Source organism: Ruminococcus sp. 1001136sp1, assembly GCF_039841815.1.
Classification (GTDB): Bacteria; Bacillota; Clostridia; order Lachnospirales; family Lachnospiraceae; genus Blautia_A; species Blautia_A faecis.
Map to the genome: position 1 here is coordinate 1 of NZ_JBDPGY010000005.1, position 12,806 is coordinate 12,806.

Sequence of the window (12,806 nt, forward strand, 5' to 3'; positions counted from 1 at the left end):
CTTACCCCTACTCTGCTGCGGGAGTTTGTAGAGAAAATCGTTGTGCATGAGTGCAGCTATGACGAGAACAAGACCCGCAGACAGGACATTGAGATTTATTATTCTTTTGTTGGCAAGGTGGACTTGCCCGAATAACCGCCCGACCTATCCGACACAATGCGCAAGTGCCGGATAGGAACGGCAAAATTTTTTACACTCCTATTACTTCTTTATCGCACATCAGTAAAGTCTCAGGGCATGAAACAGCTGATGGCTGGCGGCGTGGCACTGATCGGCACGACTCTGGTGCCGCTGCTTTCTGGACTTTTTGGTTAAACTACGATATTCTGAAACTGCAAAGAAACAGAATTCGACACAATCCGAAAAAGTCAATGAAAATCAATGAAAGCTGCGGTTTATAATCGCAAAACCTATTGATTTTTTTATGCGCTTGCGGTATTATGGAACCATGGAGGTGGTTCCTATGATAGACAGACCGCTCTACGTCGATAAGATTATGGCCTACACCGACACACCTTTTGTAAAAGTGTTGACGGGTGTTCGCCGCTGCGGAAAATCCACAGTCCTTAAAATGATCATGGAGAAGCTGCAACAGGAGCATGGTGTTCCGTCTGAGAGGATTGTCAGCATGCGCTTCGATTCTATGGATTATGAGGATATGACAACGAAGGATATGTTCAAGGCTGTCAAAGAAAAGCTAAAGCCAACTGGGAGAACGTATCTCTTTCTGGATGAGGTTCAGGAAATTGAAGGCTGGGAGAAAGTAGTAAACTCCCTGGCAACGGATTATGATGTTGACCTTTATGTGACAGGCTCCAATTCCAGAATGATGTCTTCGGAAATAGCGACTTACTTGACCGGACGATATGTTTCCTTCCGTATCTATACGCTTTCGTTTCAGGAATATCTGGAATTTAAAAAGCAGTATACACAGGTAAAGGATATCCATGCTGAACTGGCAGACTATATCCGCTTGGGTGGCTTCCCTGCAACACACCTGCGAGAGTATTCACAGGATGAGGTTTATACGATTGTCCGGGATATCTATAATTCCACGATTTTCTCGGATATCGTAAAGAGAAACCAGATTCGCAAGATCGACCAGCTGGAACGGGTGGTTCGGTACACATTTGCGAATGTGGGAAATTCATTCTCAGCAAAATCAATTTCTGATTATCTGAAATCAGAGCATCGTTCTATCGACAATGAAACGGTGTACAGCTATCTGGAAAAGCTGGAGAAAGCATATCTCCTTCATCGCTGTTCTCGATACGACCTGCGCGGAAAGGAGATTCTGAAAACGCAGGAGAAGTTTTATCTTGCCGATACCGCTTTGCGTTACAGCGTGCTGGGCTACACACCAGACAGCGTCGCTTCCAGTCTGGAAAATGTGGTGTATCTGGAACTTTGCAGACGAGGATATACCGTGACGATTGGAAAAACGCCGGATGGTGAGGTCGATTTTGTGGCGCAGAAGCAGAATGACCGGTTGTATGTGCAGGTCACACAGGAGATTAAATCCGAAAAAACAGAAAAGCGCGAATATGAACGGCTGCTGGAAATCCGGGATAACTATCCGAAGTATGTTTTAAGAACCGATGAATTTGCCGGAGGCAATTACCAGGGCATTAAGAGTATGCACATTGCAGATTTTCTATTGAGCACAGAATATTAACGATGAGGGCGGCGGTGAGCCGCCCTTTTTACATAGCCAGGTTTCTGATTGAAATGGGAGACCTGGCTATTTTTTTGCCCTTTTGCAGGTGCACATGCAGGGGGACATTCACTATTCATCAGCCCATTAGGGCGCATCGTACAAGGAGGTACACATTTATGGCATTTTGCAACAGCGCAGTAACCGTTCTTCAATCACTATTATCGTCAGCGTGTATGTGCTGTGTGTGGCAGTACCTACTGGCCTACACACAGTCAGCAGAAATTCTGTTCAGATGAATGTACAAAGGTAAACCACAACAAAAAATCATTGGAGTTTTACCACAAGAAGCAAAAGGAGAAAACACTATGCAAAGATTTATTACAGACGAAAGAACAGGTATCCGATACGAACTCATCGGAGATTACTATTATCCCTGCCTGATAGTAGAGGAAAGTCCTCCCCTTTCAAAATACGGACGGTTGCGGCAACGATATTTGAGGGAACATAAGCGTGTGCTATATTTTAATCTGCTGACAAGCGGAAAGTTATATGAACACCTTGCCGAAATTGATACTTCGGCTCGTGATATGGCGGAATATCTGATAAAGGAAATGGCAAAGAAGCAGGGTGTAACGGAAGAACTGAAAGCAACGGATATGATGAGATGGATAGGATTGATGAATAACATTCGAGCCTGTGCCGATGAGATTGTATTGAATGATATTGTGTATTCCTAACGGATACCAACCGAAGAAGAACTGCTGTCAAACCGATGGCAGTTTTTCTTTTTCGGCAAGTATTCAAGAAGTCATTAAGTCGTGAGTATAATCGAAGTGGTAGAAAAGTTATCTCTTATATCGGTTGTAACTTTTTTATGAACTCTATTGACAAGAAAACTTGGTATGTATATAATTTAAATATGCAAAGAAAACTTGGCATGGAGGTGTTTTTATGAAAAAGGACGAAATCTTAAATGCAAGCAGAAAAGAACATCGCAATAAGGACTTGGCTGAAATGGAAGTGGTATATCAAGCCGGAAGTCACGCAAGCAGAGTTGGTGCTTTAGTGTGTTGTTTGCTTTCGCTGTTATCTTCTGTGCTTGCTCATACTATGATTTACAGTCCGTGGGTTATATACTTCAGCATTATTGCAACACAATGGTTAGTTCGTTTTATCAAAATGAAGCGAAAGAGCGATTTGGTCTTGACTGTTCTGTTTTTTGTGCTTTCCATTTTGGCATTTGTTGGATTTGTTAGCCACCTTTTAGAGGTGAGAATATGAAAGAACAATTACAACTGAAAAATCACTTAAAGGAAGTTCGCACAGAAGCAAATCTTTCTCAAGCTCAGCTTGCAGAAATGGTAGGGGTATCAAGAAATACCATTAGTTCTATTGAAACAGGACAGTTTAATCCAACTGCAAAATTGGCTCTAATTCTTTGTATTGCATTGGACAAAAAATTTGAGGAACTATTCTATTTTTAGGAGGTCATTATGGAAAATATTATAATGTTGATTTTGGGAGTGTTCATATCTGTTGTGGGAATTGTAAATATCAAAGGCAATATCAGCACAATTCACTCTTATAACAGGCGAAAAGTAAAGGAAGAAGATATACCAAAGTATGGAAAAACAGTCGGCACAGGAACGCTGATTATAGGAATATCTCTTGTATTAGGTTTTATTGTTTCGTTTTGGAGTGAAATAATTATAGATTATATCATTCTTCCAGCAGTTATTGTCGGATTAGGCTTTATATTGTATGGACAGTTCAAATACAATAAAGGAATTTTTTGAGAATCAGGGAGGTATAAAGATGGAATTGAACACAATATCAGGTCTGGCGATAGCGGGAGTTATCTGCTCTGTTGTCCTCTCGATGGGGGTACCGATTGCTTTGTTCATTGCAGGAAGGGTGAAGCTTAAGGCAAGGATTTCCTCGTTCTTTATCGGAGCAGGAACCTATCTGCTGTTTGCCATGCTGTTGGAGCAGCAGCTGCATGTTCTTGTCATTCAGTTCTGCGGACTGAACGCACAGAGCAGGCCATGGCTTTACTATGTGTACGCGGCTTTGGCTGCGGCGGTTTTTGAAGAGACCGGAAGACTGATTGCCATGAAGTTCTGGATGAAGAAATGGCTGGATTTTCCAAATGCATTGATGTATGGAATCGGGCATGGCGGTGTAGAGGCCATTCTAATTGGAGGACTCTCCGGAATCAGCAATCTTGTGTCCATGCTGATGATCAACAGCGGAGCCATGCAGAATACGCTGGCGGCACTTCCTGCTGAGTCTGCAAACCAGACCGTGTCACAGCTGTCGGCCCTATGGACAACACCGGCACCACTCTTTTTTGTAAGCGGAATCGAAAGAATCAGTGCCATCATTCTGCATATCGGGTTGTCACTGCTGATCTACCGGGCGGTAAAGGCAGGCAAATGCAGGACAGCGGCTTTTACAGCGGTTCTTGCATATGGGATTCATTTTATCGTGGACTTCTTTGCCGTGGCAGGTCCGGCGCTTCTTCCCATCTATGTGATTGAAATTGGTGTCTTTGTGATGGCAGCCGGAACTCTTGTTATGGCGCTGAAGATGGGAAGGATGGAAGAACTGTGAATTCCAGTTTTCTGCTATCATAAAACAGAATATATCTGACAGAACGCACCGTAGAAATACGGTGTTTTTTGTTATCCCAAACCCACAATTTCATACACAACCACAGGTTAGTACAAACACTTTGCAATTTTTTGAAAGGCTTAGAAAGGAAATTTTCCCTGATTTTCGCCCCGAGAAATGACACAAACAAGGCTTAATGTATCTTTCCTGTGGTTTTTATTTTCAAACGGAAAGGTGGATTGATATGCCGAGAATGAGCAAGAAACGGAAACAAGAGTGGGCGTTGTTTCTGAATGATCGAAACCGCATTACCTACAACGAACTTTGCAGAAAATGCAGGAATGACTGTAAGCAGAGTTTTCGCTGTGTTGTGGTGCATTGCCCAAAATATTTATCGAAAAGGAGAACAAAGAACTATGAAAATGATTGAAAATGAAATGAATGTAACTGTACCTCTTGAAATTATCAAGGCAAGCGAAATTGAGCCGAAAGAAGTGAAATGGCTGTGGTATCCGTATATTCCGTTTGGCAAGGTTACTCTGTTGCAGGGCGATTCCGGCGATGGGAAAAGCAAGTTAATGTTATCAATCGCCGCCCTGCTCTCAAATGGAGAACCAAGAAGAAGGATGCTTCCAGATTATGGTACGGTGAGTATGAAGGGAACGCAGTATTATCGAACCCGTGTGACAGATTAGCAGGGACGGCGGGTTTCCTTATATGCAAGACGACTATGATTTAAACCAGGCAATCTGTTTTTCTTTGAAAAAGTCAGGATATGGAGTTTTGGGGGCGGCTTTTATGGAAAAGGGATTGCACCAGAGCGGCAGGCACAGATTTTTACAAGATTTTACTGTGAACCGGAGGTGCATGACAAGCCTGGTGTTGGAATTACCATCTTTCTTGCCAGCCGGAAACCTGCAAAAATGGAAGCTGCTGTTTCGCCTATCGAGGCACTTGGCTATCGTCCTTCTCATAACGCATCAAAAATAAGAAAAGCAGGAGAGGGAAATTTGCTCACAAGACTTTTCGGGGAACAGTTCACAAAAGATAAGAAGAGGACTTTTATGGTACTGTTGTCTCTGGCTGCCAGTTTGTCTGTGTACCTTTGTGTTGTGACCATGCTGGACAGCCAGGCTGCAAGAACCATTGTATCCAATTTTATGGACAGTGATCTCACAGGTTGGAATGGAAGTATTGTGGAAAGGATTAGGGAGTAGATTAATTGTTATTGAGCCGCATTTTTACGAAAGGGACATGTCAACTTTGGACTTGGAACTTTCATAGTAAAAATGCGGCTCTTTTGTCATATTAATTAACAACCAATGTTAAACATTTTGCAAATCGCATTAAATAATTCGGTGCAGCTATTGAAATTAAAACACATAGTTTCGACCTCCTTATTTTTATTTACGCGAGCAACGAGCCGAAGTAATAGTAACACTTTATTTCAAGAAAATATGGATCAGCTTATCATAAATCCGTCTATAAGGCTGATACCTCGTCGGCAGGTCAATCCAGGTCTTTTTGTCTACAATGCTCTTGTAATGGGAAAAGGTTTCGAAGCCTTTCTGGCCGTGATAGCTTCCCATACCGCTTTCTCCGAAGCCGCCGAATGGCATTTCGCTGGTGGCGAGGTGAATGATCACATCATTGATACAGCCACCGCCGAAGCCACACTCAGAGGTGACTTTTTCGCAGATGGCTTTTTCCTGGGCAAAAATGTAAAGAGCCAGAGGATGAGCCATGGAATTTACCTTTCGGATTACTTCTTCTATGGAATCAAAAGTAAGGACAGGCATTACCGGTCCGAAGATTTCTTCCTGCATTACGGCATCTTCGAAGGTTACCTGATCCATGACTGTAGGTTCAATCTGTAAAGTTTCGGGACGGGCATTTCCGCCGCAGATGACTTTCGCAGGATCAATCAGGTTCTGAATGCGGTTGAAATGCTTTTCGTTGATGATCTTTCCGTAATTTTTGTTATCCAGAGGGGATTTGCCAAACTGCTTACGGATCTGTTTCTGGATCTGTTTCAGAAGCGTATCCTTCACTTCTCGGTGACAGTAAATGTAGTCAGGTGCTACGCAGGTTTGTCCGCAGTTCAGATATTTGCCGAATACAATACGTTTGGCGGCAAGCTTGATATTTGCAGATTTATCTACGATGCAGGGGCTTTTTCCCCCAAGCTCCAGGGTGACTGGAGTGAGGTGCTCGCTGGCATGGCGCATGACCTCTTTTCCAACAGCCTGGCTGCCGGTGAAAAAGATGTAGTCAAAGTGCTCCTGGAGAAGGCAGGAGTTTTCCTGGCGTCCACCCATAACAACGGCCACATATTCTTCCGGAAAACATTCACGGACGATCTCGCAGATGATATTGCTGGTGGCAGGAGAGTAGGCGCTGGGTTTTAATACTGCAGTGTTTCCGGCGGCGATGGCGTCTACCAGCGGATCAAAGGTAAGCAGGAAGGGATAGTTCCACGGGCTCATGATCAGGGTGACACCGTATGGGGACGGCTTCCTGTAACTTCTGGAATGGAACTGGGCAAGTGGGGTGTGCACGGTTTTTTCTCTGGAAAGGGAGCGGATGTGCTTCAGCATATAGGTAATCTCGCTGAGAACGAGACCGGATTCGCACATATAGCTCTCGAAGCTGCTTTTTCCCAGGTCTGACTTCAAGGCAGCATTGATCTGCTCCTGGTGGGACTGGATGGAGGTTTGCAGCTTTTTTAAGGCAGTGATGCGAAAGTCAATGTTTAAGGTAGCGCCTGTATAAAAATAGTTCCGCTGCTTGCGGATGATTTCCTGGATTGCTTCCTGGGTCATGGGAAAGTCCTTTCTGATTATTTATAATGTATTTGATGTTTTGAAATATAGTTTACATAATGTAAAAGGCTATAAAGGGGGTAATTCAAAACTATCTTATTTAAATTGAGATTACCGAATGTAATGTTATAAAGGTGACAATATGGTATTTTTCAAACACGCTTTAGTTTTTTATTGCACTGTGTTTTCTTTAGCCGGTATCAGCATATAATAAAATTTCTCCAGCTCCTGTGCATCCATCAGTACCGGTACCGGATACAGCGGATTCGCCTCTTTGTCCGCATAGTGTGACAGCTTCGGAATGTCTTCTTCCTGGATTTCCGGGATGGTATCGCCGATTCCGAAGCGGGCCTTCATGTCTTTGACCGCCTGGATAAAGTTTAATGCGGCTTCTTCTTCCGGTGTTTCTTTGGAGGCAACCCCGGCAGCAACAGCAAGGGCTGCCAGCTTCTTATAAATCGTTTTTCCGTAAGCTTCCAGAACATAAGGGAGAAGTACAGCGTTGGCAAGTCCATGTGGAACATTGTATTGTCCTCCCAGAGAATGGGCAACTGCATGTACATAGCCTACATAGGATTTTGTAAAAGCGCAGCCAGCGAAATAAGAGGCGCGGAGCATATTCCGGCGCGCTTCTTTATTGCTTCCGTCGGTGTAAGCAGTGTCCAGATTTTCGAAAATCAGCTGCACTGCATCCCGGGCATTTTTACGAGTGCCTGGTGTAGTGGAATTACCAATATAAGCTTCCACTGCGTGGGTGAGTGCGTCCATACCTGTAGTAGCGGTGATGAATGGTGGAAGGCTTAATGTGACCTTGGGGTCAAGCACAGCGTATCGGGGAATCAGCGGGAAGTCATTGATGGCATATTTATGCCGGGTTTCGGCGTCCACAATTACCGCTGCCAGTGTAGTTTCGCTTCCGGTTCCTGCAGTGGTTGGAACGGCGATAAGAAGTGGAAGCTTTTTGTGCACTTTCAGGATTCCTTTCATCTTTGCAAGAGACTGATGAGGTTTGGCGACTCTGGCACCTACTGCCTTGGCGCAGTCCATACTGGAGCCTCCGCCGAAGCCTATAATGGCCTGACAGTTATTTTCATGATAAAGTTCAAGTGCCTCAGCCACATTCACAGTGGTAGGATTTGCTACTGTTTTGTCATAAAGGATATAGGGAATGCTGCTGTCTGTCAACACTTTTTCAAGGCGGTCTGTAAGACCAAGCTTATGGATTCCTGCATCTGTAATAATCAGCACATTTTTACATTTTTTCTTTTTCAGCACATCGGGAACGGCTTTCAGACTGCTGATGATCTCAGGATTTCGGTATGGCAGGAATGGAAGGGCAAATTTGAATACATTCTGAAAAATCCGACAGTATATTTTTTTTAAGGGATTCATATGGAAGTTCTCACTTTCTGTTGATACACGCTCTAAAATATAACGTTGCATCAATCGGTTCTATTGTGTAATTGTTCAGTACCTTCACAGCTACATGCTTTGTGGAATAATTACTTTATTATTGTACTTTTTTTATCACGTATGAATTATACCATGTTATCAAATATTGTAAAGATAAAACAATTTTATTATAAAACAAATTGCAACATATATCTTGCAGAAAGTCTTTTTCAAACATGCTCTGGCCCGAACCCCTAGCCATGAATTCAATCAAGCAGGCATGGTTTATTCATTGCTGCTGTCCGGGACTTGCATAGTAAAAACACCTGGCGGAACATTGCCAGTGGACAGTAACCATAAGGTGATTTATTGAAAATAATGAAATAAACACCTGTGTCTCGACTGGCGCCTTCTGTTGTGATATACTGAAACAAGAGATTTTTACAACAGGAGGCGTTTTCGTGGGTGAACAGTCAGAGAAAATAAAGAAAAATATTTGTATGGGGCTGCTGGCTCATGTAGATGCAGGAAAAACTACATTGTCAGAAGCACTTTTATATTTAAGCGGCAAGATACGAAAGCTTGGAAGAGTGGATCACAAGGATGCATATCTGGATACCTCTCCCCTTGAGCGCGAGCGGGGAATCACGATTTTTTCCAAGCAGGCAGTGCTGGAATTCCCGGAAACAAGAGTTACCATTCTGGATACGCCTGGGCATGTGGATTTTTCTGCAGAGATGGAACGTACCTTGCAGGTTCTGGACTATGCAGTGCTTTTGATTAACGGTGCAGATGGTGTGCAGGGACATACGGTGACTTTATGGAAATTGCTTGAGCGGTACCAGATCCCCACATTTATTTTTGTGAACAAAATGGATCAGGAGGGAACAGACCACGACGCACTTTTGACCGAATTGAAAAAAAGGCTGAATGAGAACTGCATGGATTTTTCAGAAAATGAAAATGCTGATGGAGATTTGAAACCGGAATTACCGGCTGGTGAAAAAGAACAGCAGAATTTGATGGAAAATAAATTTTCTGAGGAATTTCTGGAGAGCCTTGCTATGTGTGACGAGAAACTGCTGGAAAAATATCTGGAAACAGGAGAAGTATCCAGGAGAGAGATTACCGGTCTGATCGCAGATCGAAAGGTTTTTCCATGCTATTTTGGCTCTGCACTGAGAATGGAAGGGGTGGAGAAGCTGATCAACGGACTGGACAGGTACACCAGATGTCCGGTATATCCTGAGGCTTTTGGTGCGAAGGTTTATAAGATCGCCAGAGACGATCAGGGAAACCGTCTTTCCTATATGAAGATTACAGGCGGGACACTGAAAGTAAAAGAACTTCTTATTACCAGCAAGGGAAATGTGGCAGCAGGAGAGGACGTGTGGGAGGAAAAGGCTGACCAGATCCGGATTTACTCCGGCGCCAGATTTGAATTGGTGAAAGAAGTGCCCGCGGGAACCGTGTGCGCAGTGACAGGCCTTTCCCATACTTTTCCAGGACAGGGACTTGGCGTGACAGAGAACTCCAATATGCCAGTACTGGAGCCGGTACTGAACTATCAGATTATTTTGCCGGAAGGCTGCGATGTGCACCAGATGCTGAAGAAGCTGAGAGAACTGGAAGAGGAAGATCCTCAGCTTCATATTGTATGGGACGAGCAGCTGGGAGAAATCCACGCCATGCTCATGGGAGACGTGCAGATCGAAATCCTGAAAAGGCTGATCTGGGAGCGGTTCCATGTGGCTGTGGATTTTGGAACGGGAAATATTGTATATAAAGAGACCATTGCGGCACCTGTGGAAGGTGTGGGACATTTTGAGCCTTTGCGCCATTATGCGGAAGTTCACCTTCTTCTGGAACCAGGGGAGCAAGGAAGCGGAATGCAGTTTTTTACCGCCTGCAGTGAGGATGTGCTGGACCGGAACTGGCAGAGACTGATCCTCACCCATCTGGAAGAAAAGGAACACAGAGGAGTGCTGACTGGTGCACCGATCACAGATATGCAGATTACCCTGCTTACCGGACGGGCCCACCAGAAACACACAGAAGGCGGAGATTTCCGTCAGGCTACTTATCGGGCTATCCGTCAAGGGCTTAAGAAAGCACAGAATGTTCTGCTGGAGCCTTACTATGAATTTCGGCTGGAAGTGCCGGTGGAGGTTGTTGGTCGTGCAATGAATGATATCCAGAAAATGCAGGGAACTCTTCTTCCTATGGAGACAGAGGAAAATACCGCTATTTTGAAGGGAAAAGCGCCTGTTTCGACTATGCGCGATTACCAGAAAGAAGTAGTTTCTTATACAAGGGGAATGGGAAGGCTGTTCTGCAGTTTAAAAGGATATGAGCCTTGTAAAAATCAAGATGAGATCGTGAAACAGATCGGCTACGATTCTGAGAGGGATCTGGATAATCCTACCGGGTCTGTATTTTGTGCCCATGGAGCTGGATTTGTGGTGCCATGGTATGAAGTGGAAGAGTATATGCACCTGGATACTGGAATTATGGCAGAGTTTGAGGATGATCTCAGCGAGGAAGAATGGGAGGATGCTGCGTCAGTCTTTGGAAATCCTGCAAGTGGAGACGATACTGCTCAAAGTGCCAGAAATTCAGCACGCAGTGGAGCTGGTAGTACAGGAACTGCCAGAAATACATCTGGAAGTGGAAGCCGTGCGGGAAGTGGTTACCAGCCGCCGGAATCTGCCTACCGTGGAAGCTATGAGGATGACAAAGAACTTCAGGCCATTTTTGAGCGTACCTTTGGTCCGGTGAAAAGAGACCGCGTGTCTTCTTATAAAAAAGTGGTAAGTGCCCTATCTTATTCTGGCAGCAGTTCTTCTGCAAAAAAAGACCAGGAAGAATACCTTCTTGTGGATGGTTATAACATTATTTTTGCCTGGCCGGAGCTGAAAGAACTGGCAGATGCGGATGTCCGTGCAGCACAGACGAAGCTGATGGATATTTTAAGTAATTATCAGGGATATAAGAAATGTACTTTGATTCTTGTATTTGATGCTTACAAGGTGGAGGGACACCAGGAGGAAGTGCTTACTTATCACAATATTCATGTGGTTTACACAAAAGAAGCGGAGACTGCCGATCAATATATTGAAAAAACAGTTCACAAAATCGGCAGACAGCATCAGGTAACGGTTGCTACTTCAGACGGACTGGAACAGATTATCATTATGGGTCAGGGCGCCAACCGTATTTCCGCAAGAGGTCTGAAAGAAGAAATCGAAGAGACCAGAAAGCAGCTCCGCCAGGAATGGCATCAGCACCGCCAGTCCAGTCATACCTATCTTTTTGATCATGCAGATGCTGAGACTGCGAAGCTGATGGAAGAAGTCCGACTGGGGAAAAAGAAATTATAGGGTTTCTGTTCATGGAGTGAACAATAGCATTATTGGAATTAATGTTTTCCATTGGCAATTTGACAAACTCTTTGCCATCTGTTAAGGTGGTGTGCAAAGTGGTGTTGCAGCTATAAAGGAGATGTATAAAAATGAGAGAGAAGCTCACCAAAAAAGACGTAGAGAAAATCGAACAGGAAATCGAGCACCGTAAGCTGGTTGTCCGTAAAGAGGCAATTGAAGCAGTAAAGGAAGCACGTGCCCAGGGTGATTTAAGTGAGAATTTTGAATACTACGCGGCCAAGCGTCACAAGAACCAGAACGAGAGCCGTATCCGTTATCTGGAAAATATGTTAAAAACAGCAACCATCGTTTCTGATAAATCCAGCAGTGACGAGGTTGGAATGGATGATATTGTAGAAGTTTATTTCGAGGAAGATGATGAGATTGAGAAATATAAGCTTGTTACTTCCATCCGGGGAAATTCCATGGAGAACAGAATCAGCATTGACTCTCCAATTGGCATGGCACTGAAAGGACATAAGATTGGCGACAGAGTGGAAGTAAAGGTAAATGATAATTACAGCTATTTTCTGGAAATCCGCTCCATCGATAAAACTCATTCAGAGGAAGAGGAAATCCGAGGATTTTAAAAGTATCAGAGCCTTGTTCAAACATGCTCTAGAACGAGTCTGATGATGTTATTCCGCGAAGTGTGTAACAGTGAAGATACTGAATCATTACACGTATTATATAAAAATCCCTCATGAGATATGCAACGATAATTGTAAAATTATTCTTCATGTTTCCTGGGGGATTTTTTTGAATGTAAAATTTGGAAAATACGGTAAAATCAACTATCAAACAAATATTTTACATTTTCAACAGCCTGGCTTTACATTTTTTCGGTATAAGAAAATCCAAGATTGTAAAGTATTTTACATATATTTAACATTCTTCTCA

Annotated in this window: 14 protein-coding genes and 1 pseudogene; 13 read left to right on the forward strand and 2 right to left on the reverse strand. The window is 43.7% G+C overall.

Translation table 11 applies throughout. The features are described from left to right. The 11 genes and pseudogenes from ABHC48_RS05425 to ABHC48_RS05475 form a co-directional block, all read left to right on the forward strand. Positions 1-135: DUF4368 domain-containing protein (locus ABHC48_RS05425; RefSeq protein ID WP_215691481.1), on the forward strand; the 135-nt coding region annotated here is incomplete at its 5' end. A gap of 21 nt (positions 136-156) precedes the next feature. Beyond that, positions 157-315: a Maff2 family mobile element protein gene (locus ABHC48_RS05430; protein WP_226854286.1), complete on the forward strand. Its 159-nt coding sequence runs from the start codon at positions 157-159 to the stop codon at positions 313-315. A 148-nt stretch (positions 316-463) separates the two neighbouring features. Then, on the forward strand, positions 464-1,675 hold the full coding sequence (locus tag ABHC48_RS05435; RefSeq protein ID WP_187565457.1) for an ATP-binding protein: 1,212 nt from the start codon (positions 464-466) through the stop codon (positions 1,673-1,675). A gap of 347 nt (positions 1,676-2,022) precedes the next feature. Then, positions 2,023-2,394 (forward strand): TnpV protein, encoded by a 372-nt coding sequence (locus ABHC48_RS05440; RefSeq protein ID WP_173769856.1) that lies wholly within the window; start codon positions 2,023-2,025, stop codon positions 2,392-2,394. A gap of 214 nt (positions 2,395-2,608) precedes the next feature. After that, positions 2,609-2,938, forward strand: a complete 330-nt coding sequence (locus ABHC48_RS05445; RefSeq protein ID WP_005608366.1) for a DUF6442 family protein — start codon at positions 2,609-2,611, stop codon at positions 2,936-2,938. Continuing rightward, a complete protein-coding gene (locus ABHC48_RS05450) occupies positions 2,935-3,141 on the forward strand; it encodes a helix-turn-helix transcriptional regulator (RefSeq protein ID WP_003865061.1) in 207 nt (68 codons plus the stop codon). The genes ABHC48_RS05445 and ABHC48_RS05450 overlap by 4 nt, the downstream gene beginning before the upstream one ends. Before the next feature lie 9 nt (positions 3,142-3,150). Beyond that, entirely contained in the window at positions 3,151-3,453 is a 303-nt protein-coding gene (locus ABHC48_RS05455; protein ID WP_008121271.1) for a hypothetical protein, read from the forward strand. Positions 3,454-3,472: 19 nt separating this feature from the next. Next, positions 3,473-4,270 carry a YhfC family glutamic-type intramembrane protease gene (locus ABHC48_RS05460; RefSeq protein ID WP_226854287.1) on the forward strand — a complete coding sequence of 266 codons (798 nt, stop codon included), beginning with the start codon at positions 3,473-3,475 and terminating at the stop codon, positions 4,268-4,270. 244 nt (positions 4,271-4,514) lie between these two features. Next, a complete protein-coding gene (locus ABHC48_RS05465) occupies positions 4,515-4,700 on the forward strand; it encodes a hypothetical protein (RefSeq protein ID WP_226854288.1) in 186 nt (61 codons plus the stop codon). After that, positions 4,636-4,887 (forward strand): annotated as a pseudogene (locus tag ABHC48_RS05470) (AAA family ATPase); the annotation flags it as partial. The gene ABHC48_RS05465 and the pseudogene ABHC48_RS05470, both read left to right, overlap by 65 nt. Positions 4,888-5,133: 246 nt before the next feature. After that, positions 5,134-5,487, forward strand: a complete 354-nt coding sequence (locus ABHC48_RS05475) for a hypothetical protein (RefSeq protein WP_226854289.1) — start codon at positions 5,134-5,136, stop codon at positions 5,485-5,487. Between the two features lie 225 nt (positions 5,488-5,712). Here ABHC48_RS05475 and ABHC48_RS05480 read toward each other — a convergent pair whose 3' ends face one another. Both ABHC48_RS05480 and ABHC48_RS05485 read right to left on the reverse strand, forming a co-directional pair. Next, positions 5,713-7,092: an aldehyde dehydrogenase gene (locus tag ABHC48_RS05480; RefSeq protein WP_195699073.1), complete on the reverse strand. Its 1,380-nt coding sequence runs from the start codon at positions 7,090-7,092 to the stop codon at positions 5,713-5,715. A gap of 171 nt (positions 7,093-7,263) precedes the next feature. After that, positions 7,264-8,484 carry an iron-containing alcohol dehydrogenase gene (locus ABHC48_RS05485; protein WP_195699072.1) on the reverse strand — a complete coding sequence of 407 codons (1,221 nt, stop codon included), beginning with the start codon at positions 8,482-8,484 and terminating at the stop codon, positions 7,264-7,266. A 500-nt stretch (positions 8,485-8,984) separates the two neighbouring features. Between ABHC48_RS05485 and ABHC48_RS05490 the strand changes: the two genes are divergently transcribed. Both ABHC48_RS05490 and greA read left to right on the forward strand, forming a co-directional pair. Beyond that, entirely contained in the window at positions 8,985-11,864 is a 2,880-nt protein-coding gene (locus tag ABHC48_RS05490; RefSeq protein WP_195699079.1) for a TetM/TetW/TetO/TetS family tetracycline resistance ribosomal protection protein, read from the forward strand. A gap of 131 nt (positions 11,865-11,995) precedes the next feature. Continuing rightward, a complete protein-coding gene (greA, locus tag ABHC48_RS05495) occupies positions 11,996-12,496 on the forward strand; it encodes a transcription elongation factor GreA (protein WP_173718207.1) in 501 nt (166 codons plus the stop codon). Positions 12,497-12,806 lie beyond the last annotated feature (310 nt).

Excerpts from the sequence above, each read along its gene's own strand:
- ABHC48_RS05455 (WP_008121271.1), top strand. The coding sequence starts at position 3,151 with ATGGAAAATATTATAATGTTGATTTTGGGAGTGTTCATATCTGTTGTG.
- ABHC48_RS05490 (WP_195699079.1), top strand. The coding sequence starts at position 8,985 with ATGGGGCTGCTGGCTCATGTAGATGCAGGAAAAACTACATTGTCAGAA.
- ABHC48_RS05430 (WP_226854286.1), top strand. The coding sequence starts at position 157 with ATGCGCAAGTGCCGGATAGGAACGGCAAAATTTTTTACACTCCTATTA.
- greA (WP_173718207.1), top strand. The coding sequence starts at position 11,996 with ATGAGAGAGAAGCTCACCAAAAAAGACGTAGAGAAAATCGAACAGGAA.
- ABHC48_RS05465 (WP_226854288.1), top strand. The coding sequence starts at position 4,515 with ATGCCGAGAATGAGCAAGAAACGGAAACAAGAGTGGGCGTTGTTTCTG.
- ABHC48_RS05445 (WP_005608366.1), top strand. The coding sequence starts at position 2,609 with ATGAAAAAGGACGAAATCTTAAATGCAAGCAGAAAAGAACATCGCAAT.
- ABHC48_RS05435 (WP_187565457.1), top strand. The coding sequence starts at position 464 with ATGATAGACAGACCGCTCTACGTCGATAAGATTATGGCCTACACCGAC.
- ABHC48_RS05480 (WP_195699073.1), bottom strand. The coding sequence starts at position 7,092 with ATGACCCAGGAAGCAATCCAGGAAATCATCCGCAAGCAGCGGAACTAT.
- ABHC48_RS05440 (WP_173769856.1), top strand. The coding sequence starts at position 2,023 with ATGCAAAGATTTATTACAGACGAAAGAACAGGTATCCGATACGAACTC.
- ABHC48_RS05450 (WP_003865061.1), top strand. The coding sequence starts at position 2,935 with ATGAAAGAACAATTACAACTGAAAAATCACTTAAAGGAAGTTCGCACA.
- ABHC48_RS05460 (WP_226854287.1), top strand. The coding sequence starts at position 3,473 with ATGGAATTGAACACAATATCAGGTCTGGCGATAGCGGGAGTTATCTGC.
- ABHC48_RS05485 (WP_195699072.1), bottom strand. The coding sequence starts at position 8,484 with ATGAATCCCTTAAAAAAAATATACTGTCGGATTTTTCAGAATGTATTC.